The organism is Shewanella sp. MM_2022_3 (genome assembly GCF_022557375.1).
Taxonomy (GTDB): Bacteria; Pseudomonadota; Gammaproteobacteria; order Enterobacterales; family Shewanellaceae; genus Shewanella; species Shewanella xiamenensis.
The window spans coordinates 56,538-83,402 of sequence record NZ_JAKZGV010000005.1; the positions used below are offsets into that span (position 1 = coordinate 56,538).

Here is a 26,865-nt window from a genome sequence, read left to right on the forward strand (position 1 = left end):
ATGCAAAACCGTGAACAAATCCTCGCTATGCTGACCACGATTTTAGTGGATGAGTTTGAAATCGATGCCGATGCGATTACCCCTGACGCCAATCTTTACGAAGAGTTAGATCTGGACAGTATTGATGCCGTCGATCTGGTGATTAAGCTGCAACAACTGACAGGCAAAAAAATTCAACCCGATGAATTTAAATCCGTTCGTACCGTCAATGATGTGGTCAACGCCATTGAAGGCCTAGTAAAAGACTAATGCGCGTCCTGCTACAGGTGCTCACCGCACTCGCGCTGATCGCCTACCCAGTTGCCGTGTATTTGGGGCTAAACTATCTACCCGCAGGCACAATCGCCCTAGTGCTTTGCCTGTTGTTAGTAGTGCGTTTAATGCTGCAAAAGCAAAAGGTTAAAACCTTAGTCTTGCCTTTGCTTGTGGGGATTGCCCTCACTGCTGGCAGTTTTGCGGCAAAACGTAGTGACTGGCTGTTGTATTACCCGGTGGTGATGAATCTCACCATGTTAGCCCTGTTTAGCTACTCGCTATACCAAGGCCCAAGCATGATAGAGCGGCTCGCGCGGTTAAAAGAACCCGACTTGCCGGATGAAGCCATAGGCTACCTTAAAAAAGTCACCCTACTTTGGTGCGGCTTATTTATCCTTAATGGCTCAATGGCGGCCTATACCGCCGCATTTACCAGCCTAGCAACTTGGACCTTGTACAACGGTTTGATTGCATACGTACTCATGGGACTGCTCCTCGGTGGGGAATGGTTATATCGCAGCTTTTGGTTGAAGAAAACATGACACAGCTACTCAAAAACTGGTTAATCCAGGGGCCATTCGCCCAACAACTGATCAGCTTTAACCACCATGACATAGTCACAGGTACCTTGTTTACCAATCAGGTGACCCATTTTTATGAGCAGCTGCGCCAAGCGCCTGAGCGAAAATGGCTACTGGCGAGTGATACCAGCGATCTGTTTGCCGTTGGCCTATGTGCCGCACTCTTGGCAGGCAAAGAAATTATTTTGCCCCCTAACACCCAAACCGGCACCCTGAGCGAATTAACACACCAATTTGAAGGCATATTGTCCGACAAACCATTGTGCGAGAGTCACGCCTTTATCCTATTGAATAAAGAGCTGAGTCTGCCCACAAAATCTTGGCCCAAGAGCGACAGCTTTGGTGAACTGGTGCTGTTTACCTCGGGCAGCAGTGGCGAGCCTAAGGCCATTCGCAAGAGCTTAAGGCAGCTCGATGCCGAAGTGACTGTGCTCGAGCATACCTTCGCCGAACATTTGCCCCATTGCAGTGTGGTCTCAACCGTTTCCCATCAGCATATCTATGGCTTGCTGTTTAAAATCCTCTGGCCCTTAGCCGCCAGTAGACCCTTTTTAAGCGAGCAAATTGAATATCCAGAGACCTTAAGCTACTACACTGCGCTGTTACCTAATCTGTGTTTGATCAGTAGCCCGGCACAATTATCCCGTTTGCCGAAGGCACTGGAGCACGAACGCCAATTACGTTCTCCCAGCTTAGTCTTCAGCTCCGGCGGCCCCTTAAGTTTCACCGCCGCCCAAGGTGTCGCCCAATGTTACGGCCATTTACCCATAGAGATTTTTGGTAGCACCGAAACCGGCGGTATCGCCTATCGCCGCCAACATGAGGCCGATGAACCTTGGCAAGTGTTTGAACAAATTACCATAGACCAAGACGCTGACGATGGCGCCCTGCTGCTAAAGTCACCCTATTTGGCCGACGATCAATGGTTACGTTGCGAAGATAAAATCGAGCCGACGGCAAATGGCCAATTTAGACTCAAAGGCAGGCTCGATCGCATCGTTAAGATTGAAGAAAAACGCCTGTCGCTGGCGCAAATGGAGACCTTGCTCTGTAGCCACGCCTATGTCGAGCAGGCGGCATTGGTGGTATTGCCCCAGTTTAAATCCCAGTTAGGAGCCGTCATTACCCTGTCACCATTGGGCCTTAGCGTGCATCAAGAGCAGGGAAAACTCAGTATCAACAATGCCTTAAAAGCGCATCTGCTGACCCAATTTGAACGAGTCACCTTGCCGCGCCGCTGGCGTTACCCCGACACCCTACCGTTAAACACTCAGGGTAAGCGTGTCGCCGCCCAGCTAGTTGAGTTATTTGACCATGATTAAGTCGAGTTTACCGCCGATACTCACGTCGCAGATCGGCCCTGATAGCATCGAATTGCGCCTGCTGGTCGCCGCCGATCTCGAATATTTTAACGGCCACTTCCCTGAGCAAGCCGTACTCCCCGGCGTGACCCAACTCGATTGGGCCGTGCGCTTAGGTTGCGAGCATTTTGGTTACAACGCTGCGGTCGCTAATTTAGAAGTACTAAAGTTTCAACAGCTTATTCTGCCAGGGCAAGAAGTGACCTTAGTTATTAGTCACAATGCCGCCAAGGAAAAACTCACCTTTGCCTACAGCGATGGCGACCACCGCTATGCCTCAGGCCGTATCAGCTTTGCCAGCAAGCAAGGCGATGGAGCGGCGCAGTGAGCGACGGAATGAACAACATAATGTTAGCCCCGCCAAGTGATTTAATGGGCCCAGTCCCAATCAAGCTGGCACTGGTGATCCCCAATTACAATCACAGCGCCGCTATCGCCCAGACCTTAGCCGAGCTAGCCACTCTTAATCTGCCCTGCTATTTGATTGACGATGGCAGTAATGATGAGACCCGCTATCTACTGCAATCCTTGGCGGAGCAACACGAATGGGTGACCTTGCTGCAACACCCCTACAACCGAGGTAAAGGTGCGGCAGTGATGACAGGGCTTCGCCGCGCCTATCGCGATGGCTTTACCCATGCGCTACAGGTCGATGCCGATGGTCAGCATAATTTAAGCGATATCCCCGCGATGCTCACCAAGGCGCAGGCCAAGCCGGAAGCGCTGATCTCGGGTAAGCCCGAGTACGATGAGTCCGTCCCAAAGGGGCGACTCTACGGCCGTTATCTCACCCACTTTTGGGTATGGGTCGAAACCTTAAGCTTTGATATTCAAGATTCTATGTGCGGATTTAGGGTGTATCCCTTAGCCGCCACCGAGCGTCTCTTCAGCCAACAAGCACTAACAGAGCGGATGGATTTCGATATCGAAATCCTAGTAAAACTCTACTGGCAAGGGGTAGAAATTCTGTTTCACCCCACCAAGGTCATTTATCCCGAAAATGGCGTCAGCCACTTTCAAGGTGTGGCCGACAATGTGCGTATCACTAAACTGCACACGCGGCTATTTTTCGGCATGTTAAAACGTCTGCCGCAGTTGCTGCGCCGTAAACAAGCGGCGAAATTGACGTCATCTGCTCATACTGCGACCCATTGGTCAGCCATGAAGGAGCGCGGCAGTTATTGGGGCATCAAACTGTTAGTCGAAAGCTACCGTTTTGGTGGCCATTGGCTGTGCCGCGCCATTATGTATCCCGTGATTTGCTACTTCTTCCTGACTGGCAAAGTCAGCCGCGAAGCCTCATTAGATTTCCTGCGCCGCGTACAGCACCTCGAGCCACGGCATCCTCAGTTAAATCAGCCCGTTGGCTGGCGCGACAGCTTAAGCCACTTTATCGCCTTTGGTAATGCGGCGCTCGATAGAATCGATGCTTGGTGCGATCGCATTCAATTAAGCCAAGTGGATTTTCCCGACCGCCAAGTGCTGGCCGATCAGCTAGAAAGCGGCCAAGGTGCCGTGCTGCTGGTGTCCCACTTAGGCAATCTCGAGCTGTGCCGCGCGATTTCAATCCACCAGCGTAAGGTCAAAGTGAATGTCATGGTGTTAACCAGCCATGCCGAAAACTTTAATAACGTACTCAAACAGTTAAATCCCGATAGCACGCTGAATTTGATCCAAGTGACCGAGCTAAATCCCGCCACATCGATGCTATTACAACAAAAAATTGAAGACGGCGAGTTAGTGGTGATTGCAGGAGATAGAACCTCATCCCACGCCCAAGGGCGAGTCGTGTACGCGCCATTTATGGGCCAAGAAGCCGCCTTCCCGCAGGGGCCATTTATTCTGGCCGGACTCTTAGATTGCCCGGTTTATCTGATGTTTTGCCTGCGCGAGCAAGGGCGTTATCGAGTGCATTTAGAACGCTTCGCCGAGACACTTAAAGGCCCACGAGCGGGCAGAATGGAACGACTCCAACAGGCCGTTTCTCGCTACAGCGAACGCCTCGAACACTATGCAAGGCGTGAGCCCTTGCAATGGTTTAACTTTTTTGATTTTTGGCGGGATGATAGCCAGGTTAACCGCGCGACATCCGCCCACAAAACGACAGCAGCACTCCCAGAGCAGGAGCGCACTACAGACAGGACAGAGCATTTATGATCCACGCAGTTACTCACACGACAACCGTTGAGTCGCCAATCGAATTTGGCCTTCAGTTACTCACATTAGAGCAGGTGGTCGCCGTGGCTAAGGGCGCCAAGGTCAAACTCTGTGATGATTCCGATTACCAAGCGTATATCCAAAAAGGCGCCCGCTTTATCGATAGTTTGCTGCACGAAGAAGGCGTGGTCTATGGCGTCACCACCGGCTATGGCGACTCTTGCACAGTGAATGTGAGTCTCGACTTAGTCCACGAGTTGCCGCTGCACTTATCCCGTTTTCATGGTTGTGGCCTTGGCGAAGTCTTAAGCGTAATGCAGGCGCGCGCCGTGATGGCATGCCGTTTAAACTCCCTCGCCATTGGCAAATCCGGCGTGACATATGAGCTATTAAATCGCATCGAAACTTTGCTTAATCTCAATATCGTGCCAGTGATCCCAGAGGAAGGTTCAGTCGGTGCCAGTGGCGATTTAACGCCACTGTCTTATCTCGCCGCCGTGCTAGTTGGCGAGCGAGAAGTGATTTATAACGGCGAGCGCCGAGCCACCCAAGAGGTTTACCGCGAGCTGAATATCACGCCCCATGTGCTGCGCCCCAAAGAAGGCTTAGCCCTGATGAATGGCACGGCAGTGATGACAGCATTAGCCTGTTTAGCCTTTGATCGCGCACAATATTTAGCGCGTTTAGCCAGCCGCATTACCGCCATGGCGTCGTTAACCCTCAAAGGCAACTCGAACCATTTCGACGATATTTTGTTTGCTGCCAAACCCCATCCAGGGCAAAACCAAATCGCCACTTGGATACGGGAAGATTTGAACCACCATGTTCACCCGCGCAATTCCGACAGATTGCAGGATAGATATTCCATCCGCTGCGCGCCGCACATTATTGGCGTGTTGCAGGATGCGCTGCCCTTTATGCGCCAATTTATCGAGACCGAAGTTAACAGCGCCAACGACAACCCGATTGTCGATGCTGAAGGCGAGCATATTCTCCATGGCGGCCATTTTTACGGCGGGCATATCGCCTTTGCGATGGACTCCTTAAAAAATACTGTGGCCAATATCGCTGATCTGATTGATCGCCAAATGGCATTAGTGATGGACCCTAAATTTAACAACGGTTTACCCGCTAACCTTTCGGGTTCGACTGGTGCACGTCGCGCCATCAACCATGGCTTTAAGGCGGTGCAAATCGGCGTTTCAGCTTGGACGGCGGAAGCACTGAAACACACTATGCCCGCGAGCGTTTTCTCACGCTCAACCGAATGCCATAACCAAGATAAAGTCAGCATGGGCACTATCGCCGCCCGTGACTGTATGCGTGTATTACAGCTGACAGAACAAGTCGCCGCCGCAGCCCTGCTCGCCATGACCCAAGGCATTGGTCTGCGTATCAACCAAAACGAGTTAGACGAAGCCTCACTGACGCCATCGCTGGCGACCACGCTCGCCCAAGTGCGTGCTGACTTTGAGCCATTAATAGAAGACCGACCACTCGAAGCCGTATTGCGCCAAACCGTTGCGAAAATCCAAGCGGGCGAATGGGAAGTGTGCCGATGAAAGCCTTGCTCTGCATAGAAATGGACATGCAGATCCCCTTCCACGATGTGGATTCGATGGGGATCACTTGGCATGGTAATTACCTGCGTTATTTCGAAATTGCCCGTTGCAAATTGCTCGACGAATTAGGCTACAACTATCGCCAAATGCAGGCCTCGAACTACGCTTGGCCGATTATTGATGTGCAGATCAAATACGTTAAGCCCAGCACCTTTGAGCAACATATTACCGTGCGTGCCGAGTTAGTTGAGTGGGAAAATCGCCTAAAAATCAATTATCAAATCCGTGATACCGCAACGGGTGAGCGTATTACCAAGGGCTATACCATTCAGGCGGCGGTGGATATGACGAGCCAAGAAATGTGCTTTGTGACGCCAGAGATATTTCGCAGCAAAATCGCCCCGCTACTGGCAAAGGTTGATAACGAATGAATGCCATCCTCAAAACCTGGTCGCGAGCTAAGTGGGTGCAATGGTTCTGCCAAGGCGCACTTTTAAGCTGCATGCTGCTTGGCTCTGTGCAGGCGCAAGACCTTGCTACTCCTAACCTTACAGAAGCGAGCCAATATCAGCCCCTGTTTAACCAAGGAGCCGATAACGCCGCATTACTCGCCCTCAGCCAAAAGCTTAACCTTGGCGAGACAGTACGCGGCCACTTTGTGCAATCCCGCCAACTTAAAGTGTTAAAAAAGCCCCTCATTAGCCAAGGTCAGTTTGTATTCGACAAGGACCAAGGGCTGATTTGGCAGCAGCTTACGCCCTTTGAGTCCTTGCTTATTTTAAAAGATAAGCAACTTATTCAGCGAGATAGCCAAGGACGAGTGCAAGTCAGCAGCGCCGATGCATCGGCAAGTGCCGCAGCCATGGGGGATTTATTACCCAGTCTGGTGAGTGCCATGCTGGGCGGTGATATTTCGGGTTTAAGCAATCATTTTGAACTGCACTTCTTAGCTCAAAAAACGTTAACGAACGAATTAGCTAAGGAAAATTGGCAGCTCGGATTAACCCCGAAAGATCCGCTGATGAAAAAAGCCATCGCTAACATGGTGCTCGAAGGCAGCGATACTCTTCATGCATTAGTGCTGCTCAGCGCCGCACCCAGCGTGAGTCCGCAGGATATCACCCGTATCGATTTTCGCGAGCTGCGCCAAGGTAAACTGAGCGACGCCGAATTAGCCCAGTTCTCCATCGCGCTAACTCAAAAAGTTTCTCCACAGGAGACTGATCCTCAAGAGAGCAAGGCAAAATAATGGCGACCAAGATTGCCACGCGCATAGGTCACAGGCTGATGCACACCTCAAGCAAATTACGCCTTGCGATTTGGCTGTGTCTGATGCTGGCGGCGAGCCTATGGACGCTGCAACTGTGGCAAAATGGGGCAAAGGTTCAAAGCGATATTCTCGCCATGTTGCCCCATCTGCAGCAGGATGCGCTCACAGCCCGCGCCCTCGAGCAAGTGGAGTCAACACTTGCCGATCAAGTGTATCTTGCCCTGATTGCCAAGGATGAAACGCAAGCCATTGCGGCGGCAACGCTCCTGATGGAGCAGCTTAAGACTCAAAATACCGCCTTTACCGATATTCGCAGTGCCGACATACAAATGGGTGAAGCCCTAGGCCAATATTATTTTCCCCATAGATTTAAGCTATTAACCCCAGAGCAAGCCGATGCGTTAACCCATAATGGCCTCGATAGCTTAGTTGCCTCGGCCACACAACAGCTCTACAACGCCTTTAGTTATGCTAATAGCCAACTGCTCACTCAAGATCCTTTGCTGTTATTTCCCGCCAATTTGCTCGCCCTCGCACCCAGCTCGAAACTGAGCGCCAAGCAAGGGATTTTACTTGCTCATCCACAAAGTGTTGATACCAAACAAGGTGTTGATAACAGTGAAGGCGTGGCCGCTATTGTGATGGCAAAGGGCAAAGACAGCGCCTTTAATCCCAATGCCCAACTTATTCAGCAAGCAGCGTTAACACAAGCACTTACCACAGTGACTGAGCAATATGCCGGCATACAAGTGTTACAGGCAGGCGCGCTGTTTCATGCCATAGAAGCCACCAATGCTGCCAAGAGCGAAATCTCTATCCTCGGCCTCGCCTCTCTGCTTGGGGTGGTGTTATTAGTCTGGCTGGCGTTTCGCTCCGTCATGCCGCTGCTGCTGGCGATAGTGACAATATCCAGCGGCCTACTGCTGGCGGTGACATTTACCCTAAGCGTGTTCGGGGAGCTGCATTTGCTCACCCTCGTCTTTGGCACCAGCCTGATTGGGATTGCTATCGACTACAGTTTCCATTTTTACTGCGAGCGGTTAAGCGATCATCAGCGTAGCGCGCAGGCGACCGTGGCCTATATTTTCCCCACTGTGTCGCTCGCCTTTATCACCAGCGCCTTGGCCTATGTCGGCATTGGCCTCGCGCCGTTTCCCGGCATGCAGCAGGTGGCGATTTTCTGCGCCTCTGGCTTACTCGGTGCTTACCTGACGTTAGTGCTGGCTTACCCACTCTTAGCGGGCAGCAAGTTACCTTCGGGAGAGCGTCCGCTGAATCTTGCACAAGCTTATCTTACGAAACTCTCCGGATTCTCAAACAAACTGGTGTCGCCATGGGGATTGAGTCTATTCACCTTACTGCTCGTAGGCGTTTGTCTGCTGGGTATCAGCCAACTTAAGGTGGATGATGATATTCGCCATTTACAACAAAGCCCTGCGAGCGTAACAGAGCCTGAAGATAAGCTCAGAAAACTCCTCAGTGGCGGTACCGATAACCAGTTTTTATTGGTGCGCGCGCCAAATGAAGAAGCCTTACTGCAACGGCTCGAAACCCTTAGCCCACAGCTCGATGCCGCCATAAAACAGCAGGAGCTGGGCAATTATGTCAGCCTCAGCCGTTACCTACCGAGCAAGCAAAAGCAAGATGCGGCGTATCAATTACAGGGCGAGATTTACCAGTCGCAATTAACCACAGTACTAAGCCACATTGGCCTTGATGACAGCCTAGCGCCAAGCCTTTCTGCCGTCTATCTTGACGCCAAGGATAGCTATATCACCCCGGCGGATTTTTTCGAACTGGGCTTTGGTAAACAGCTAGCACCACTTTGGCTTGCACCACTGGGATTAGCGCCGCTTGAACACTCAACGGAGCCAACGGCCAATCCAGATAATACACAGCGAGGAAGCGACAGCCATGGCGCCATAGTGTTGCTCGGTGGTATTGAAGATATTGCGGCTCTCAAAGCGCGCTTTGCCAAAGATCCGCAAGTGCAACTTATCGATAAAGTCGCGGATATCTCCACCGTGATGGGGCATTATCGCCTGCTCACCCTTAAATTATTGGGGCTAGCACTGGTTATCGCGCTCTTGCTATTTAGCCTAAGTTTTGGACTCAAAAAGGCCACTGTGGTTGTCGCTGTGCCAGCACTCGCCGCGGTACTTACCTTAGCCATTTTAGGCTTAGTCGGCTCCCCCTTAAGCTTATTCCATGCGCTGGCGCTGATTTTAGTCTTCGGGATTGGGATAGATTACAGCTTGTTTTTTGCCGCCGCAGCGCAACATGGCAGGGCGGTGATGATGGCGGTGTTTATGTCCGCCTGCTCGACCCTATTGGCCTTTGGCTTACTCGCCTTTAGCCAAACCCAAGCTATTCATTACTTTGGATTAACCCTATCCCTCGGCATAGGCTTTACCTTTGTACTTTCGCCATTGATTTTGACCACCCGTCAGGTTTTAACCACCAACAAGGTCTCGATACCTACAAGGAATGTTATTTAAATGTCTACCTCTACCGCGGCAAGCGCCACACAGTCTCACTCCCTTTGCGTCGATGTCGCCATTATCGGCGCGGGCCCCTCAGGCTCGATTGCCGCCAGCCTGCTACATAAGCAAGGCAAACGTGTCATCGTGCTCGAAAAACAACACTTTCCGCGCTTTTCGATTGGTGAGAGTCTACTGCCCTGCTGTATGCAATTTATTGAAGAAGCAGGCATGTTAGAGGCGCTAAATGCCGCGGGATTCCAATATAAAAATGGCGCGGCCTTCCGCCGTAACGGGGTATATACCACCTTCGACTTTACTGACAAATTTACCCCAGGGCCGGGAACAACCTTCCAAGTACAACGGGGAAACTTCGATAAATTACTCGCCGATACTGCGGCAAGCTTTGGGGTGGAGATCCGTTACGGTGAAACCGTTGAGGCGATAGAGTTAACTACCGCACCACGTTTAACTGTGCGTAACGAGCAGGGCGAACTTTATCAAGTCGAGGCTAAATATGTGCTCGATGCCAGCGGTTTTGGCCGCGTATTACCACGACTGCTCGACCTCGAAACGCCTTCTTCACTGCCGACCCGCAGCGCCATCTTCACCCATGTGGAAGATAACATCAGCGATCCCAACTTCGACCGGAATAAGATTTTAATTAGCGTGCACCCGCAGCATCAGGATATTTGGTACTGGTTAATTCCCTTCAGCAATGGCCGTTGCTCGCTCGGCGTCGTGGCAGAGCCGCAATTGCTCGCGCGCCTAGAAGGTGATTTAGAGCAGCAGTTAATGACCATAGTCAAGGAAGAGCCCGGCCTTAACGCACTGCTTGCCAATGCCAAAGTCGCCCAACCTTGCGCGACGCTCAAGGGCTACTCCGCCAACGTGTCACGCCTCGCCACCGATAAATTTGCGTTGCTGGGCAATGCCGGCGAGTTCCTCGACCCGGTGTTTTCATCGGGCGTAACTATCGCGATGCAGTCGGCATCCATGGCAGCAAAATGCGTGACCAAACAGCTTAATGGTAATACCGTAGATTGGCCTACCGAGTACTCAGCGCCGTTAATGCAAGGGGTGAACACCTTCCGCACCTATGTGCAGGCTTGGTACGATGGCCGCTTCCAAGATGTGATTTTTTATGAAGATCCGAATCCTAAAATCAAGCAGATGATTTGCTCGATTTTGGCGGGTTATGCTTGGGATGCGCAAAATCCCTTTGTTAAAGAATCCGAGCGACGTCTAAACATGGTGGTCGAGCTATGTCGGCAGGATGCTGAACTCATAACAGGCAAACCCGTAATCAGCGAACTCACAATCAACGAATTAGCCGAGGTGTAATTCGATGCGTCTAAGCCCTAACGCCAAAGGTCGCACAAAAGCGATAGTGACAGTAAGCCTAATGCTCTCAAGCCTAGGCTTGATGGGCTGCAGTGAGCTGCTCTATCGGCAAACCTGCGTAGGATTCACAAAAGATATGCGTTATTGCTTAGCGCCACTGCCACAGCATTTTGGCCCCGCAACGGACAAACCGCTTACCAAGCCGCAGGCAAATGCGCCCCAAAGCCAGACTCAAAGCCAGAGTCAGCAAAACGACAGCAAAACTGGGGTATCTTCGCCCCAGTCCTTTAGTCAGAAGGTGAGCATAAAAGTGGGCGATAACACCCATGAGCTGCTCACCCAGCTTGAACTTGAAGGGGAACGCATGACGCTGGTTGGGCTCGCTCCGCTAGGGCAAGCGTTGTTTACCTTGGTTTACGATGGGAATACACTCAGCAGTGAGCAGAGTCAGCTACTCGGGAATGAGTTTAAAGCCGAATATCTGATGGCGATGATGCAACTTATCTATTGGCCAGAACAGAGTATTCGTAGTCATTTAGAAGGTGGAAGTTTAGTGACAGGGCTGTGTGACGCCATCCCCTGCCGCCAGTTTTATAGCCAAGACACGCTTATCAGTTACAACGATAACCAAACCCAAGTGATACAAATTCGTTATCAGCACCAAATCGACGAGACCCTTTGGCAGGCACATATTAATTTAACCATGCCGCAGGCAAAGTTTGAGTTAGAGATACAACCCATTTAAGCGTTAAGTTATAGGCAGCCAATCTAAGATAAAACTTTAAAACTAATTATATTAGCCACTTATATTTACCACCCAGATTCGGTAATAGGTATAGCAAGCAACAATGAATAACAGAGTCGCCATTACACAGATTGGATTGTGTACCCCGTTAGGGCAAACGCCCGAGCAGGTGTTAGCCCGCTTGATTGCAGGCGATACCAGTGCCATGCAAACCAATGACACCCTATTATTTGGGGAGTCAACACTGGTCGCGCCCGTCACTGAGCCGTTACCGACGATACCTGCCGCACTGGCGCAATTCGATTGTCGCAATAATCAATTACTCCTGGCTGCCGCATTGCAAATTCGCGATGCCGTAGAGCAAGCTAAAAGTGACTTTGGTGCCGACCGCATCGGCGTGGTGTTAGGCACTAGCACCTCAGGGATTTCGAAGGGCGAAGCCGCCTTGGCCTATCGCAATCAACACGGCCACTTCCCCGCCGATTACCATTACTTCCAGCAGGAACTTGGCAGCACCAGCGATTTTTTACGCCAATTATTTACGCTCCAAGGTCCCTGCTACACCATTTCGACCGCCTGCTCCTCTAGCGCTAAAGTGTTTGCCAGCGCCAAACGCCTACTTGAGGCCAAGCTGTGCGATATGGTGATTGTCGGCGGTATCGACAGCCTGTGCCAACTCACAGTTAACGGGTTTCACGCCTTAGAGTCGGTTTCCAAAGGACATTGCAATCCCTTCAGCGCCAATCGTGATGGCATCAATATCGGTGAAGGCGCCGCGCTATTTACCCTAACCTTAGCGACAGACAACACAGCAAATGAAGCCTGCGTATTGCTCGCAGGTATTGGCGAGTCGAGCGATGCGCACCATATGTCAGCACCGCATCCTGAAGGCGCAGGGGCGATTGCCGCCATGCAGGCCGCGCTTGATGATGCACAAATATCTGCGCAAGATATTGATTATATAAACTTACATGGCACTGCAACGCCTAAAAATGATGCAATGGAAAGCCGCGCCGTACTCTCGGTATTTGGCGACACGCCGCCCCCTGCAAGCTCAACCAAACCGCTGGTCGGCCATACCTTAGGCGCTGCGGGCGCGATTGAAGCCGCATTTTGTTACCTGTTGCTGTCACCGCATAATCACAGCTTTGCCCTGCCGCCCCATAGGTTTGATGGGCAGCAAGATCCGCAGGACCCCTGCATTGCGCTAGTCGCGCCGATGCAGTGCGCCGAGCATGGCAAGCTTAACTATGTGATGAGCAACTCCTTCGCCTTTGGCGGCAGCAATGCCAGCCTGATTTTTTGCCGTAAAGGGGCTTAAGATTGATGTCCAGTTCAACTGACACTGCAATGGCACACGCTGAGCCGATTTGGCTGCAACACTTAGCCGAGCAGAATATTGCCGATTTTATTCCGCATCGTGCGCCAATGATCTTGATTGATAAGATTATTAGCCATCAGCAGGATGTGCTCGAAACTGAAGTGCTGATCACTCCGCAGAGCGCTTATTTTGACGAGCATCGTCAGGCCGTCCCCAATTATGTGGGTATCGAATATATGGCGCAGAGCATTGCCGCTTTAGCGGGCGTTGAGGCTAAACTGCGTCACGATAAAATCCGCGTGGGATTTTTATTGGGATCGCGTAAATTAGCCTTACACACGGCGCAATACGAACTCAATCGCTGCTACCGCACTCAGGTTAAACGCCTCTATCAGGAAGAGTCGGGACTGGCGGTATTTGATTGCCAGATTTATCTATTGCCCGAAGCGGGAGCGCAGCAAACACCACTGTTAGTGGCCGAGGCCAATGTGAATGTGTTCCAACCCCAGGACACCCAAGCGTATATCGCCTCAAGCCAGCAGGCTTAATGCCAAGAGGCATGCTTGGCAGCAACAAGTATTATCACAAAAGGATTTAGCCCTTTGATGCACAAACAACTCATCGAGCATCAAGGGTGGAGAAATAAAGATGAATAACAGAGTATTAGTCACAGGTTCGAGCCGCGGTATTGGCAAAGCAATCGCCCTTAAACTGGCTGCGGCAGGTTATGATATCGCGCTGCATTATCACAGCAATCAGGCCGCAGCCGATACCAGCGCCGCAGAGCTTCGCGCCCTTGGGGTTAACGTCAGCCTACTAAAGTTTGATGTTGCCGACCGCGTTGCCGTCAAAGCCGCCCTTGAGGCCGATATCGAGGCAAATGGCGCTTATTATGGCGTGGTGCTCAATGCGGGCATCAACCGTGACAATGCTTTTCCGGCGATGAGTGAAGCCGAATGGGATAGCGTAATCCACACTAACCTCGATGGTTTTTATAATGTGATTCATCCCTGCGTTATGCCTATGGTGCAAGCGCGCAAGGGCGGACGAATTATCACCTTGGCTTCCGTTTCCGGTATCGCGGGTAACCGTGGTCAGGTCAATTACAGCGCCTCTAAAGCCGGATTGATTGGCGCCACTAAGGCGCTGTCCTTAGAGCTGGCCAAACGTAAGATCACCGTAAACTGTATCGCCCCAGGCTTAATCGAAACCGATATGGTGGCGGATATTCCTAAGGATATGGTCGAACAGTTAGTGCCGATGCGCCGCATGGGCAAACCCAATGAAATCGCCGCCTTAGCAGCCTTTTTAATGTCGGACGATGCTGCTTATATCACGCGCCAAGTGATTTCGGTGAATGGAGGCATGATCTAAATGACTGAGCCGACAAACCCGAACCGCTTGGGTAGACGAGTTGTTGTCACCGGCATTGGTGGCATTACCGCCTTAGGTCACGACTGGCCGAGTATCGCAAACCGCCTTAAGGCACAAAAAAACTGTGTCGTGACGATGGCGGAATGGGATAAATACGACGGACTAAACACTCGCCTCGCCGCTCCCGTGACCGACTTTGAAGTGCCGAGCCACTATTCCCGCAAAAAAATCCGCTCCATGGGACGCGTCTCGATTATGGCGACTCGTGCCAGCGAACTTGCACTTATCGATGCGGGACTCTTGGACGACCCTATCGTCACTTCGGGAGAGATGGGCATTGCCTATGGATCTTCCACGGGCAGTACCGATCCCATTACCGCCTTTGGCGATATGCTGAAAACTGGCGATATGTCAGGCGTTACCGCCACCAGTTATATCCGCATGATGGCCCACACAACCGCGGTAAACGTGGGGGTTTTCTTTGGCCTTAAAGGGCGCATTCATACCACCAGCAGCGCCTGCACCTCAGGTAGCCAAGGCATAGGTTACGCCTATGAAGCGATTAAATATGGCCAGCAAACCTTAATGCTCGCGGGTGGCGGCGAAGAACTCTGCCCCACCGAGGCCGTAGTCTTTGATACGCTGTTTGCGACCAGCACGAAAAACACCACGCCAGAATTATCGCCACGCCCTTTTGATGCCCAGCGCGATGGTTTAGTAATTGGCGAAGGCGCTTGTACGCTAGTGCTTGAAGAGTTAGAACACGCCAAAGCGCGCGGCGCGAAGATTTACGCCGAGATCGTCGGCTTTGGCACTAACTCCGATGGCCAGCATGTGACTCAGCCCAATAGCGATACCATGGAAATCGCCATTCGTTTAGCCCTTAAGGATGCGGCGCTCACGCCCGACGCCATTGGTTATGTCAATGCCCACGGCACCGCCACCGACCGCGGTGATATTGCCGAAAGCCATGCGACCCACGCGGTATTCGGTGCGGATATGCCGATTTCATCCCTTAAAAGCTACACAGGCCATACCTTAGGCGCCTGCGGTGCGCTAGAGGCTTGGGTGAGTATCGAAATGATGAATGCGGGCTGGTTTGCCCCCACACTCAATCTCGACAATATCGACCCAGAATGTGCCGCACTCGATTACATTCGTGGCGAGCCACGTGCGCTCGACACCGACTATGTGATGAGCAATAACTTCGCCTTTGGCGGTATCAACACCTCACTGATTTTTAAACGCTGGAAAACGACATAAGGACATATCAATGAAACCATTAGTTGCAAGCATTTTACTCGGTATCAGTTTACTGGCCTCGCCGGTGTGGGCGCAGGATTATACGGTTGAAACCTATCAAGAAATTTTTAAAGGCGACAATCAATTTAAGCAAAAACAAGCTATCGAAGCCCTGACGCTTGCCGGATTATCCGATCCCGCCATTTACGATGTGTTAGAGGCCAAACTTATCGCATCGCTGCCACAAGCAACCGAGAAAAATGCTATCGACTATAGCGCTTGGTTAGTCAAAGGGTTAGCTTACTCAGGGAACGATAAATACAGCGGCACCATCAACAATATTATCAATGGCGACTACCATAAGAAGCTGAAGAAGTACGCTACCCAAGCCCTTGAAAATCTTGACCAGTATAAAAAATGGAATGCTATTTTAGGCGATAAAAGCCAATATGTGGCCGAGCAAAGTACTAAAAATAATGCCTATGCCAACGCCTTTAAAAGCGATGATTTAGAGCTGATGCGCCTCGCTGCCAAACGCATGATGGATGATCAAAATTACGATGACTTTTTGCTAGAGCGCCTGAGCGTTGAGCTTAAAAATCCACGCCTTATGCGCAACGACAAGTTAGCCATCGACACCTACGCCAATATGGCCAAGGCCCTCGCCGCATCCGGTAATCCCCAATACCGTGAAGTGATTGAAAACATAGCCAACAACAACCCAAACAAAAAGCTGAAAAGCTACGCCGAAAGCTATCTGAAGAAGTACTACTAATCGCTTTTGAGCTAGCAAAAGCGTTAACAACAAGCCGAGAATCATCTCGGCTTGTTGATTTCATTGTGTAGGCAAGCCAATCCATCCTTAGCACAAATCGCACGATTTAATCATTTTGACCATTTCGCCCAATAAACTATACTGCCACTGTCTTTCCAAAACGGGGCTTAACTCATGCAAACCTTAACCGCCAATGACGCCAAACGAAATTTCGGTGAGTTGCTGCTAAACGCTCAACGTGAACCCATCAAGATCAGCAAAAACAGTAAAGATGCGGTTGTGGTCATGTCTATCCACGATTACGAACAGCTTGAGGCGATGAAAGCCGACTATCTGAAGCACTGTTTCAACGCAGCCAAAGAAGATTTAGCGCAAGGCAATGTTGTTGATGGCGAAGATTTTCTTAACGCCCTGTAGCCACTCACATGAATAATAAACGTTATAAACTGAGTAGGTTAGCTCAGACTCACCTACTAAAGATTAAAGACTACACCCTTCAACACTTTTCTGAGTCGCAGTGGCACAAATATAAAGAAAACCTAATATCCGGCTTGCAAATGTTAGCCGATAACCCCGGATTAGGCAGAAGCTGCCACGATATTTACCCCAATGGTTTCTACTTTCCTATCGGTAAACACACCGCCTACTTCACCAAAGAAGACGACTTTATCCTTATCGTTGCCCTGTTAGGTCAACCACAGCTACCCCAAAATCATCTGAAATAGCCCCACCTCTTTCATAGATCTGAAGTATTTGCAGTAGGCGTGAGGCAAACCATGATGCTGGCCAGATAACACACCAAGGAGTGAGGCAAACCATGGTATTGACTCAACGACACACAGCAAGTCCATCCCTGGATGCTCGACCGCCCCGTCCATGGGGCGGACGGTCGTCTCGTCAATCACCATGGTTTGCCTTTCGAGCATCAGCGTAATCTGCTGGCTTGAAAGACTAGAGCCAGATTAACACTTTGAAAAATTGCTATTTACAACTGAACATTTAGGAAATTTAACAATGGGTGGCTTGTTAAATTTTTTTCATGTTTTCTGATTTACATACCGCGCCAAAATACTTCTTGGTATATAAAGTCTCGCTTTTTCTGCATGAAAAAAGATTGGAAACTCACCGTAATGGATGCTAAGTTACTGGCACATTTGAATTATTTACTCTTATTTCTCAAACTTCGAGTCCATTATGGTTTGGGTTTCATTAGAAGTGTGGGTAATACACTGTTATGTACCACATCTGGAGTAACTTTTGAGCAAAATATTTATTTCACATAGCAATAAAGATAAAGGGCTTCATGATGCATTGAGAGATGCTCTTATTGAGATCGGTCATGATGTAATAGGTATGGATTCTTTATCGGTTGGTTCTAACATAGCAAAAGATCTGAATAAATTACTTCATTCTGCTGATGCTGTTGTCGCAATACTTACTGATGAATCTCTAAAATCAAGGCATGTCATAAACGAAATTACAGTGGCGCTCGCTCAAATGGACGCTGTGGATAGTAAACTTTTTATTCCTATTGTGGTTGGTGAAAATATAGCAATACCAGATTATTTATTGGATCGATTTGTTCAAATGGTTCCAAATTTCATGGACAGTTACTTGAACAAAGTCGTTTCAAGTATTCATCGAGCTATAGAGCGTAATAAAGCAGTACAGGAAGAAAAGAAACGAGCGAAGACCGCGCAAGCAGCTAAATTAGAAACTAGTAAAACGGAGTTTATTCGAGAGGCAGAAGAGAGGCTCAATACAAAAGAATCCTCGCTAAAACTAAGCGCCAATTTTTGGTATGGCCTCGGGTATGCGGCCTTGATTTTAGGCGTTTTAGCAACTTTCTATCTTATTAAAGAGAGCTTAGGTAAAGACATAAGTACTGGCGCTATAGTGCTTTTGTCCATAAAAGGTCTTATAGGTATAGGACTTCTTGTAGCTTCATCTAAATATGCTTTTACACTTGGCAAGTCTTACATGAACGAGTCATTAAAAAACTCAGACCGTTTACACGCCATTTCATTTGGTAAGTTTTACTTGCAGGCGTACGGCGACGTTGTCACTCCTGAAGATGTTAAAGAGGTATTTCAGCATTGGAATATTGCTCAAAACTCCTCATTTAAAGATATAGACTCTAAAAACTTTGATCCTAGAATCTTAGAGTCAGCAATTGAAATAGCTTCAGTGCTCAAAAAAAATGATACATCGAGCAAGAAAAATACATAACAAGTGCCAGCAAGTTCGCACACTGCGTGTGCTGGACTCGCGGCAAGCCGCTCGCCCTTGTGGCAGGCGTTAGCAGTTTCGGCACATTTATAGGAAGTTAGTAGTGAGTAGTAGAGATAATTTCACTCAGAAAACCAAAGATACTTTAAAAGACAGAGCTGGAAATAAATGTTCTTTTCCTTCGTGTCGTGCTCCAACTTCTGGTGCTAGTGATGAGTCTGACGAATCAGTCGACCGTACGGGTATGGCTTGTCATATATTTGCCGCTGCACCAGGAAGAGGAGCTAGGAGATATGACCCAAATATGTCCTCTGAAGAACGTAAATCAGTTCGAAACGGTATTTGGATGTGTTACAAGCATGGTAAGCAAATTGATAATGATGAATCTCGATTTACCTCAGAAATCCTACAGAAATGGAAAGAAGTAGCAGAAAGACGTGCTCAAATTGAAAATGAGTTAGGGCGTGAAATTGGTGAAGAACATGAGCATTTATTGTCGTTGGGATTGGCTGCACATAATGTGTCTATTGATTCAGTTTGGTCAAACGAAAATGAATTGATTGGTGACGCCCTTAAACATTCGTGCGTTGAAGCTATTTGGGGGAAAGGGTTAGTTAGTTATTTACGTTCATTTATCATCGAAAAGGTGCGAAATTCATTTATTCATGGTGGAGCTAGTAGCGTCAAACTTGAAATTGATACTAAGTCCGTAATCCTTATTGATGATGGTGATGAATTCACACCAAGTAAACTTGTCAAGCATGCTCAAGCTAGAGGTGGTGCTCACTCATATAAGCACCTAATCGAAAAATATGGTACTAAAGTGATCCCATCAACAATGAGAAAGGATTCAAAGAATATTACATCGTTTCAAATTCTCACAAGTATTGACGACTTGAAGAACATAACACCTTGTAGTCTAGAGTTATCATATGAGCCTGTTCGTGGCGGTGGATATGAGTTGGATGTAATTGATCTTTGTGAAGAGTTGTATATTACGATTCCTCGGTATTTTGCTCTTAGTGACCTATATTGGCTTCAAAGGATCTCACCAGATATCCAAGATGGTAAAAAGCAGCTTGTTTTTGTTCTGGACGAAGTCGCAGACTATGTTACTGCTCAAATTAAACAGGTATATCCATCAGCTCGAGTAATCGACTTAAGTAACTGCTGAATAAGATCGGACAGGCATAACTTTTTATTCAACATTTGACCAATAACACCTAAGCCCAAGGAATACACCACCCCCTCGGAATTGCCGCAGGGCGAATAGACAAATTGCGTGAGTTCGGCCATGGCCGTTCTCGTGCATAAGACCCATAGGGAAATGGGAAATGTCAGAATGATGTATGGAACATCATTGACCATGCACTTCACGACATTCAGGCCTCCTGCCAATCAGAGGCAGAGATAGCGTCAGTCGAATCAGGGACGAGCGTCTGACGTGATAGCATAAGGACGCTAAATGCCCAAGGGGCTTTCAACTCCGTTGGGGGCGTCTTGGAGCATCCAAGGGCGAAGACAAACGGCCGTTTTGAGCGCGAGATAGGGATATCGAGCTGGCAGTTTAACATGGACGTTTTTGATAGGACGAGCAGTCCTCCTTGGTCGGGTGTGGGGTGAAGCCCCACGACTTTGATTTTATCTAAAAATCCAAACTAAGTTGGGAAAGATCTAGTGGCGACTTTTCTAGCATTTACTAGGCCCCATAGAAAGAAAACAAAATAAAACAGGAAGTTATTTCTCTTGCTATAAAGACTGATATTAACCTCTTCCCTAAATGTTGGCCTACCCTTTGCTTAGTTACCGCAGCGTTTTAATCCTAAAAACAACCAAGCACGTTAACGCTATGATGGATAAGTGACAACACAGGGAATTTTAATCTTGAGAGCAACAATGAAAATAATACTAGATGATCTAAAAGGGCCTGAAATTGCAGCACTTTTAACTGAGCACCTTGAAGATATGCGAGCAACCTCGCCGCCGGAAAGTGTGCACGCATTAGACTTGGATGGCCTGCGCCAACCCAATATTCGCTTTTGGACACTGTGGGATGGCCGCAATCTAGCAGGCTGCGGTGCACTAAAATGGTTAGATGCTGAACATGCAGAGATCAAATCGATGCGAACCGCAGCAACTTACAAACAACAAGGCGTGGCATCCCAGATTCTGCAGCACTTGATCAATGACGCCAAAGCCGCTGGCGTGCAACGCCTCAGTTTAGAAACCGGCTCGATGGCCTTTTTCCTGCCCGCACGTTCTCTCTACGCTAAGTTTGGCTTCGAGCTGTGTGGCCCCTTTGCCGATTACACGCTCGACCTCAATAGCCTGTTTATGACCAAAAGGCTCTAGGCCTCTGCACACATCAATCCACTGAGGTAGCAAACCTCAGTCTAGACCTAACCACAGCTAAGCTTTTGCCTGTTTAGTTGTGGTTAAGGCGCGATGCTTGTGCCAGTAATGCATTAAAAATCCGAGTAATAATCCCCAGAAGGCGCTGCCAATCCCCAATACACTCACACCCGATGCGGTGACGAGAAACGTAATCACCGCCACTTCTCGCTCGTCGTTATCCGCGAGCGCTGCGGTTAGACTGTTACCTATGGTGCCAAGCAGGGCTAATCCTGCAATCGCGAGCACTAACTCCTTCGGAAATGCGGCGAAAAGGCCAACTACAGTGGCGCCGAGTAAACCAGTGATAAAGTAAAACACGCCGCCCCACACTGCCGCCCAGTAACGGGTCGCGGGATTTGGGTCAGCTTCTTTACCCATACAAATCGCCGCCGTAATGGCCGAGAGATTAAAAGCAAAGCCGCCAAAGGGGGCAAACAATACGCCCATCAGACCCGTCACAGTAATTAATGGCGAGATAGGCGGGCGATAACCATGGCCGTGAAGCGCTGCCACCCCAGGCATATTTTGTGAGGCCATAGTCACCATAAATAAGGGCAGCGCCACGCCCACTACGCTGGTGACAGAAAACGCAGGCGCTATCCATACGGGAGCCGCGAATTGCAGTTCAAGCTTATCGAGTTGCAGTAGATCCAATTGATAACTCATCCCTATCCCCGCTACGAGGGTGAGCAACATAATGTAACGCGCCGCAAAGGGCTTAAGCACAACAAACACTAATAACATCAATAGGATTAAGCTCAGTTGAGTCTGCATGGCTTGGAACAGTCCTAAACCAAACTGCAGTAAAATCCCTGCTAACATGGCCGAAGCGACTGACTGCGGCATGATACGAATAAGCTTATCCATCCAGCCCGCCAAGCCGCAGAGGGCGATCAACAAAGAGCTAATCAGGAAGGCACCAACGGCTTCGTGGATACTCAATCCCGCCAGGCTGGTGACCATTAGCGCCGCCCCGGGGGTCGACCATGCCGTAAGCACCGGATTTTTATAATAGAGAGACAGGCCAATACTGGTGAGCCCCATGCCGACCCCCAAAGCCCACAGCCATGAACTCATTTGTGCCGATGTCGCACCCACGGCATCCGCCGCCTGCAGGATAATCACCGCAGAACTACTGTAGCCCACCAGCACAGCAATAAAGCCCGCCGATATTTTTGATAGTCCCAAAGCCTCGCGCCACATCATCCCTACTCCTAATCCTACCTTTGCCTCGAGCATCGCACCATTGCCCGTGCGCTATAACGCACAAGATGGACAAGATAGCACCTGTGCGTTATAACGTACAAATAATTTTTTAAGCATCAGACCACAATGCAGACCATCAACAGCTATCTTGCCGCGACCCTAAAACAACTGCGCAGCCAAAAAGGTTGGAGTTTAGATAAAGCGGCACTCGAGACAGGCGTAAGCAAGGCCATGATAGGCCAGATTGAGCGCGGCGAATCTAGCCCCACTATTGCTACCCTGTGGAAAATCGCTAGCGGTTTTAATACCTCACTCTCAACTTTTCTGGAGCCGACACCCGAGAGCCAAGGCGCGGTCTTTCGTAACGCCGATGCATTACGCCAAAAGCCTGCAACCGACGGCATGTTAGTGGCATCGCTATTTCCCTTTGAGCCACGCTTTGGTTTTGAGATGTTTGAACTCACCCTATTACCGCACTATGAGCGCCTCTCCGAGCCCCATGAGGCGGGCGTGACCGAGCATGTGATTGTACTGAGCGGCACCATGGAAGTGTTAGTCGATGGCCAGTGGCAGCCATTACAGCAGGGCGAAGCCGTGCGCTTTGCCGCCGATAAACCCCACGGTTACCGCAACTTGAGCGATCAACCCGTGGTGTTTCATGATCTTATCCATTACCACAGGGAAACGCCTGCCACCGAGTAACGCCGACGAGCCAAGCACCCAACAGATTGCCGCTTGCGCTCACCAATTCATTAGAATAAACTTATTGAAAATTTTCTAATCATAGAGGCAAAGCTATGTTTCAATCTTTACTGGCTAAATTATCTGGTAGCAGCAACGGTGAAAAATGTTGGCAATTGATTGAGCAGGGTGCGCGCGTTATCGATGTGCGCTCACCGGAAGAGTTTGCTTCGAGTCATTTGCCTCAGGCCATCAATGTGCCGCTGCCAACGCTCGACCAATGGTTACATCAGGTTGAAAATAAACAGCATCCCTTTGTGCTTTACTGCGGCGCGGGTATCCGTGCCCAAAAGGGCTGCGATATTCTCAAAGCCAACGGTTTTGAATGTGTGGTCAACGGTGGTTCGCTAAAAGATTTAGTCTGCTGCCAGCCAAGCTAAAACCTAAGCCAAGCAACCATGCGTGAGGAGGTGCAGATGACAACAAAGTGCCCGCACCCAACTAGCGGCGAACAACCGCCGCAGCCCAAAGTGGTTCGCGAAACCCGCTACAGCGTGAGCCGTAACCGTGGCCAAGCAAGCACTAAGGTGCGCTATATCGAAACCAGCGCCATGTCCCTTGGCTGCAAACTGTGCGAATAATTGTGTTCTGCGTAAACAAAAATGCCAGCATTTACGCTGGCATTTTTTATTATCTTTATGATTAAACCGCTAGCTTATCGATACTGGCTTTAGCTTCGCTGATACCTTTTTGGTTGGCTTCTGGGCCCATGTTCAGCGCTTCAGCATATACCACTTCCACATCAGTGATACCGATAAAGCCGAGGAAGGTTTTTAAGAAAGGCACAATGTGATCGGTTGGGCCATCTTTATGGGCGCCACCACGAGTGGTGATCAACACAGCACGTTTACCTTCTACTAAACCTTTAGGACCGTTTTCGGTATAAGTGAAAGTCACACCGGCACGGGCCACAAAATCAATCCAGTTTTTCAGCTGGGTTGGAATGTTGAAGTTGTACATCGGCGCGGTGATCACGATAGTGTCGTTCGCTTTTAACTCTTCAACTAAGGCGTTCGACAGGTCGAGCATCTCTTGCTGACGCGCAGTTAACTCAGCGCCGCCACGTAGGCCAGAGGCGATTTCGCCATCAACCATTGGCAACACATCTTTACCCGCTAAATCGCGAACTGTGATGGTCGCGCCTTGGTCTTCCCATTTACCGATCAGGTGGTCAACTAACAAGGCAGATTGTGAATAACCGCCAAGAATACTGGATTTTAACACTAGGACTTTAGACATAATCTGCTCCGAAAATTGAAATTCTTGAGAGTCTTTCAGCTTGCTCTCGACTCTATGGGCTTAGTTTATTAGCCCATAAAAAAGAAAAAAAGCGGATAAAATTTGAGATTACTTTCTAAAAAATAGAATGGTTGAATTAAGGGCTAGCAAAGCTAGCCCTTCATTTATGGAGATGCATCACTCGAACTATTGAGCAAAATAATAGTTGTATTCACTGATTAGCTGGGAAAGCTCAGGCGAGTTTTGAATATCAACCATAAACTTATCAGTCGTGGTCATCGCCCATGCCAAACTCTCTTTATCTAGGCTATACATTCCCTCATTAGAGTACATGTTGTGAGCCTTGGTAAAATTTTCACGGTAACTGACGCTGGCAATCACCTCATTGTGAACCCTAAACTCATAGGTCAGCACCAAATCATTATTGGTCACCATAGGTAACAGCCCTAGGGAGCCACCCGCTAAAATCGCCGAGGTTAGCCCAGCGGCTTCTCCCCCTGCTGTAGGTTCCATTTTATAGGTCACAATCAGTTTCAATGGATTACCGATATTCTCTTTATCCATTTTTTCAAATAATAGGATACCCTTGAGTTTGTTATAAAAGTCAGTTGAATCAATGGTACTAATAAAAAATACTGGTGGAAGTACCGTGGTTTGTGCTTTAACAAACGGGCTAATGAGCAACAAAGCCAGTATCAAAATACGAAGCATAAATAGCATTGGAAACATCCTTATTGATAGCAATTTAGTTGAACAACAGCACCAAGTGCCGCCGCATTTGCCGTTCGAATATCGCCCTTCATATTGGGCTCAACCGACTGATAACTAATGCGGTGCTTATCTAAAAAACGGGCAGCATATTTTGCATCAAGGGCAAAGTTAACATTCTGCGGCAATGCACCCGATTCACGTAGACTCGTCACATTTAAGGTACTGACGGTAATACCTAATAGCTCCCCACCGTCAGAGACCACTGGGCCACCACTTGAGCCGGGCTGGATCGGTGCCGAAAACTGGAATTGCCCCACCGCCCCCTTTAATGCCTCGCGTGAGCTGATATTTCCGCGCGTTAAATTGGGAGAGGCCGCCAATAATCCCTGCAAGGGATAGCCAACATTGGTAATCGCCTCGCCCAAGAAAATCTCTGTACCTTTGCGCAATGGTAAGTATTGCTCCACTGGCGTACCCGTACTCACGACCGCTAAATCCAATAAGGTCGAGCTAGCCTCTACGGCCGCATCAAAGGATTTACCGCCAACATTCACCTGTGTCACCATGCAATTTTTGAGTACATGGGCCGCAGTAACAATTTGCCCCTGAGGATTAATATAAAAACCTGTTCCTGTACTGACTGGCTTTTGCATATTTGCCAGCAAATTCGCCGAGACATCCTTCATTGCATACTGAGCAGGATAGGAGCTAGCCGACGGCGTCAACGTGTTTAGCACATCGACAATCACTAATTGAGTCGCACGCAATGCGGCGTTATAAAGGCCTAAACCATCCCCTAAATAACCAATATCTGCCTTAAAGGATTTTTGCCCTTCGCGAATGGGCTTATCGGAGCCATTAAATACCCGATAGCTCATGATCATTTCTGCTTTACCCGACTCAAATTTCCACTCAGGATCGATATCGATCAGCAGTCCATACTGACTCGCTTGCGTGCGGTCTAATAACTTAGCATTTGAAAAATAAGCACCAAAACCATCCTTCACGCCATCACTGAGTGATTTTCCTGGATCGACCCAAATATTCCATTTCTCTAAATAAAAACGGTTATTTAACTGCGAATGGGGCAAATAATAAGCAACACTCACATCCACAGGGAGCGTAATAGCTTTATTTAGCACCACACCCTTTGGTAATTTATTGGCATTTAACTTGGTATTGGCGCAACCACTGAGATGAAAACAAAATAGAGCAATAAGCACACAGGAGAGAAATCGCATCGGTTATCCTTAATATCAATGCAAATAGCGCCATACAGCATAAACGTGATAACCGTACGGACCATGGCGTATGCAACTTAAGTTGCATTAAGCCAAAGATTCTATTGCAAGTTAAAGGCAACATCAACGATGAAAATTTACAAAAATCAAACAGTCGCAACTATTTTTTAATGCTTGGAAGACTAATATACAGGCCAGAAAACTCCGCGCAGAGCAGGTCTTCACAGTAAAGCTTAACCACAAGTCGAACTTTGGCTTTTCGCCCCACAGATAAGCCCGCTAAACTGGCATCCTGCCATACCACGCGTGCAATAGGTTGATTGCGAATGGGCGCCAAGTAACGGATATGGGCATCGGCTAACACTATGTCGCCATCCACATTAAGGAGTTGCTGTTGCAGCCATACCATGCCCCAACCTGTGAGGGTCATAAGGGTATAAATGCTGCCCGCAAACATGGTGTGATGCAGATTAATATTCGGCGCGAGTGGCGCACTCACGCTCAATTCACCATCAGTAAATGACAGCGGCGCTATCTGCATAAACTCACTCACAGGTATCGTGCGGTGCCAGGTCTGGCGTAATTGGTTTAATAATTCGTCCATGTGCATGTCCTTACTGCCGTTGGCACACTGTCC

General features: G+C 49.0%; 29 protein-coding genes. 24 read left to right on the top strand and 5 right to left on the bottom strand.

What is annotated here, in order from left to right:
• The 21 genes from MMG82_RS04730 (at nucleotide 1) to MMG82_RS04830 (ending at nucleotide 21,048) form a co-directional block, all read left to right on the top strand.
• Complete coding sequence (locus tag MMG82_RS04730; protein ID WP_011074023.1) at nucleotides 1-249, top strand: acyl carrier protein; 249 nt, start codon at nucleotides 1-3, stop codon at nucleotides 247-249.
• Nucleotides 249-797: a hypothetical protein gene (locus MMG82_RS04735; RefSeq protein ID WP_055647381.1), complete on the top strand. Its 549-nt coding sequence runs from the start codon at nucleotides 249-251 to the stop codon at nucleotides 795-797. Before MMG82_RS04730 ends, MMG82_RS04735 begins: the two co-directional genes overlap by 1 nt.
• Nucleotides 794-2,158, top strand: a complete 1,365-nt coding sequence (locus tag MMG82_RS04740; RefSeq protein WP_047540663.1) for an AMP-binding protein — start codon at nucleotides 794-796, stop codon at nucleotides 2,156-2,158. The genes MMG82_RS04735 and MMG82_RS04740 overlap by 4 nt, the downstream gene beginning before the upstream one ends.
• Nucleotides 2,151-2,525 (top strand): thioester dehydrase, encoded by a 375-nt coding sequence (locus MMG82_RS04745; RefSeq protein ID WP_088586548.1) that lies wholly within the window; start codon nucleotides 2,151-2,153, stop codon nucleotides 2,523-2,525. The genes MMG82_RS04740 and MMG82_RS04745 overlap by 8 nt, the downstream gene beginning before the upstream one ends.
• Before the next feature lie 20 nt (nucleotides 2,526-2,545).
• Nucleotides 2,546-4,354 carry a glycosyltransferase family 2 protein gene (locus tag MMG82_RS04750; protein WP_241406571.1) on the top strand — a complete coding sequence of 603 codons (1,809 nt, stop codon included), beginning with the start codon at nucleotides 2,546-2,548 and terminating at the stop codon, nucleotides 4,352-4,354.
• Nucleotides 4,351-5,916 (top strand): aromatic amino acid ammonia-lyase, encoded by a 1,566-nt coding sequence (locus tag MMG82_RS04755; protein WP_172591056.1) that lies wholly within the window; start codon nucleotides 4,351-4,353, stop codon nucleotides 5,914-5,916. The genes MMG82_RS04750 and MMG82_RS04755 overlap by 4 nt, the downstream gene beginning before the upstream one ends.
• Nucleotides 5,913-6,347, top strand: a complete 435-nt coding sequence (locus MMG82_RS04760) for an acyl-CoA thioesterase (RefSeq protein WP_047538731.1) — start codon at nucleotides 5,913-5,915, stop codon at nucleotides 6,345-6,347. Before MMG82_RS04755 ends, MMG82_RS04760 begins: the two co-directional genes overlap by 4 nt.
• Complete coding sequence (locus tag MMG82_RS04765) at nucleotides 6,344-7,165, top strand: outer membrane lipoprotein carrier protein LolA (protein WP_047538734.1); 822 nt, start codon at nucleotides 6,344-6,346, stop codon at nucleotides 7,163-7,165. Before MMG82_RS04760 ends, MMG82_RS04765 begins: the two co-directional genes overlap by 4 nt.
• Nucleotides 7,165-9,684, top strand: a complete 2,520-nt coding sequence (locus tag MMG82_RS04770; protein WP_241406541.1) for an MMPL family transporter — start codon at nucleotides 7,165-7,167, stop codon at nucleotides 9,682-9,684. Before MMG82_RS04765 ends, MMG82_RS04770 begins: the two co-directional genes overlap by 1 nt.
• Nucleotides 9,685-11,010, top strand: coding sequence for an NAD(P)/FAD-dependent oxidoreductase (locus MMG82_RS04775; protein WP_241406542.1), 1,326 nt, complete (start codon nucleotides 9,685-9,687; stop codon nucleotides 11,008-11,010).
• Nucleotides 11,011-11,014: 4 nt separating this feature from the next.
• Nucleotides 11,015-11,755, top strand: coding sequence for a DUF3261 domain-containing protein (locus tag MMG82_RS04780; protein ID WP_241406543.1), 741 nt, complete (start codon nucleotides 11,015-11,017; stop codon nucleotides 11,753-11,755).
• A 103-nt stretch (nucleotides 11,756-11,858) separates the two neighbouring features.
• On the top strand, nucleotides 11,859-13,076 hold the full coding sequence (locus MMG82_RS04785; RefSeq protein WP_241406544.1) for a beta-ketoacyl-[acyl-carrier-protein] synthase family protein: 1,218 nt from the start codon (nucleotides 11,859-11,861) through the stop codon (nucleotides 13,074-13,076).
• A gap of 5 nt (nucleotides 13,077-13,081) precedes the next feature.
• Nucleotides 13,082-13,624 carry a hotdog family protein gene (locus tag MMG82_RS04790; protein WP_172589179.1) on the top strand — a complete coding sequence of 181 codons (543 nt, stop codon included), beginning with the start codon at nucleotides 13,082-13,084 and terminating at the stop codon, nucleotides 13,622-13,624.
• Between the two features lie 100 nt (nucleotides 13,625-13,724).
• Nucleotides 13,725-14,450, top strand: a complete 726-nt coding sequence (locus tag MMG82_RS04795; protein ID WP_241406545.1) for a 3-ketoacyl-ACP reductase FabG2 — start codon at nucleotides 13,725-13,727, stop codon at nucleotides 14,448-14,450.
• Nucleotides 14,451-15,713, top strand: a complete 1,263-nt coding sequence (locus MMG82_RS04800; protein WP_241406546.1) for a beta-ketoacyl-ACP synthase — start codon at nucleotides 14,451-14,453, stop codon at nucleotides 15,711-15,713.
• A 10-nt stretch (nucleotides 15,714-15,723) separates the two neighbouring features.
• Complete coding sequence (locus tag MMG82_RS04805; protein WP_241406547.1) at nucleotides 15,724-16,467, top strand: hypothetical protein; 744 nt, start codon at nucleotides 15,724-15,726, stop codon at nucleotides 16,465-16,467.
• A 174-nt stretch (nucleotides 16,468-16,641) separates the two neighbouring features.
• A complete protein-coding gene (locus MMG82_RS04810) occupies nucleotides 16,642-16,884 on the top strand; it encodes a type II toxin-antitoxin system Phd/YefM family antitoxin (RefSeq protein ID WP_023266112.1) in 243 nt (80 codons plus the stop codon).
• Between the two features lie 8 nt (nucleotides 16,885-16,892).
• Nucleotides 16,893-17,192 carry a type II toxin-antitoxin system RelE/ParE family toxin gene (locus tag MMG82_RS04815; RefSeq protein WP_241406548.1) on the top strand — a complete coding sequence of 100 codons (300 nt, stop codon included), beginning with the start codon at nucleotides 16,893-16,895 and terminating at the stop codon, nucleotides 17,190-17,192.
• A 532-nt stretch (nucleotides 17,193-17,724) separates the two neighbouring features.
• Entirely contained in the window at nucleotides 17,725-18,696 is a 972-nt protein-coding gene (locus MMG82_RS04820; protein ID WP_241406549.1) for a toll/interleukin-1 receptor domain-containing protein, read from the top strand.
• 103 nt (nucleotides 18,697-18,799) lie between these two features.
• The gene (locus tag MMG82_RS04825) at nucleotides 18,800-19,870 is read left to right on the top strand and encodes a hypothetical protein (RefSeq protein WP_241406550.1); all 1,071 of its coding nucleotides are present in this window, start codon (nucleotides 18,800-18,802) and stop codon (nucleotides 19,868-19,870) included.
• Between the two features lie 722 nt (nucleotides 19,871-20,592).
• The gene (locus MMG82_RS04830; protein ID WP_241406551.1) at nucleotides 20,593-21,048 is read left to right on the top strand and encodes a GNAT family N-acetyltransferase; all 456 of its coding nucleotides are present in this window, start codon (nucleotides 20,593-20,595) and stop codon (nucleotides 21,046-21,048) included.
• 57 nt (nucleotides 21,049-21,105) lie between these two features.
• Here MMG82_RS04830 and MMG82_RS04835 read toward each other — a convergent pair whose 3' ends face one another.
• Nucleotides 21,106-22,293: a benzoate/H(+) symporter BenE family transporter gene (locus MMG82_RS04835; protein WP_241406572.1), complete on the bottom strand. Its 1,188-nt coding sequence runs from the start codon at nucleotides 22,291-22,293 to the stop codon at nucleotides 21,106-21,108.
• Nucleotides 22,294-22,422: 129 nt separating this feature from the next.
• Between MMG82_RS04835 and MMG82_RS04840 the strand changes: the two genes are divergently transcribed.
• The 3 genes from MMG82_RS04840 (at nucleotide 22,423) to MMG82_RS04850 (ending at nucleotide 23,618) form a co-directional block, all read left to right on the top strand.
• On the top strand, nucleotides 22,423-22,998 hold the full coding sequence (locus MMG82_RS04840) for an XRE family transcriptional regulator (RefSeq protein ID WP_144345219.1): 576 nt from the start codon (nucleotides 22,423-22,425) through the stop codon (nucleotides 22,996-22,998).
• A gap of 95 nt (nucleotides 22,999-23,093) precedes the next feature.
• Nucleotides 23,094-23,417: a rhodanese-like domain-containing protein gene (locus MMG82_RS04845; protein WP_241406552.1), complete on the top strand. Its 324-nt coding sequence runs from the start codon at nucleotides 23,094-23,096 to the stop codon at nucleotides 23,415-23,417.
• A 36-nt stretch (nucleotides 23,418-23,453) separates the two neighbouring features.
• The gene (locus tag MMG82_RS04850) at nucleotides 23,454-23,618 is read left to right on the top strand and encodes a hypothetical protein (protein ID WP_241406553.1); all 165 of its coding nucleotides are present in this window, start codon (nucleotides 23,454-23,456) and stop codon (nucleotides 23,616-23,618) included.
• A 61-nt stretch (nucleotides 23,619-23,679) separates the two neighbouring features.
• Here MMG82_RS04850 and azoR read toward each other — a convergent pair whose 3' ends face one another.
• The 4 genes from azoR to MMG82_RS04870 all read right to left on the bottom strand — a co-directional run bounded on the left by azoR (nucleotide 23,680) and on the right by MMG82_RS04870 (nucleotide 26,832).
• The gene (gene azoR, locus MMG82_RS04855) at nucleotides 23,680-24,276 is read right to left on the bottom strand and encodes an FMN-dependent NADH-azoreductase (RefSeq protein WP_037423238.1); all 597 of its coding nucleotides are present in this window, start codon (nucleotides 24,274-24,276) and stop codon (nucleotides 23,680-23,682) included.
• Between the two features lie 186 nt (nucleotides 24,277-24,462).
• Complete coding sequence (locus MMG82_RS04860; protein ID WP_241406554.1) at nucleotides 24,463-24,996, bottom strand: hypothetical protein; 534 nt, start codon at nucleotides 24,994-24,996, stop codon at nucleotides 24,463-24,465.
• A gap of 11 nt (nucleotides 24,997-25,007) precedes the next feature.
• On the bottom strand, nucleotides 25,008-26,228 hold the full coding sequence (locus MMG82_RS04865) for a serine protease (RefSeq protein WP_037423230.1): 1,221 nt from the start codon (nucleotides 26,226-26,228) through the stop codon (nucleotides 25,008-25,010).
• 160 nt (nucleotides 26,229-26,388) lie between these two features.
• Complete coding sequence (locus MMG82_RS04870; protein ID WP_172589174.1) at nucleotides 26,389-26,832, bottom strand: thioesterase domain-containing protein; 444 nt, start codon at nucleotides 26,830-26,832, stop codon at nucleotides 26,389-26,391.
• Between the last annotated feature and the right edge of the window lie 33 nt (nucleotides 26,833-26,865).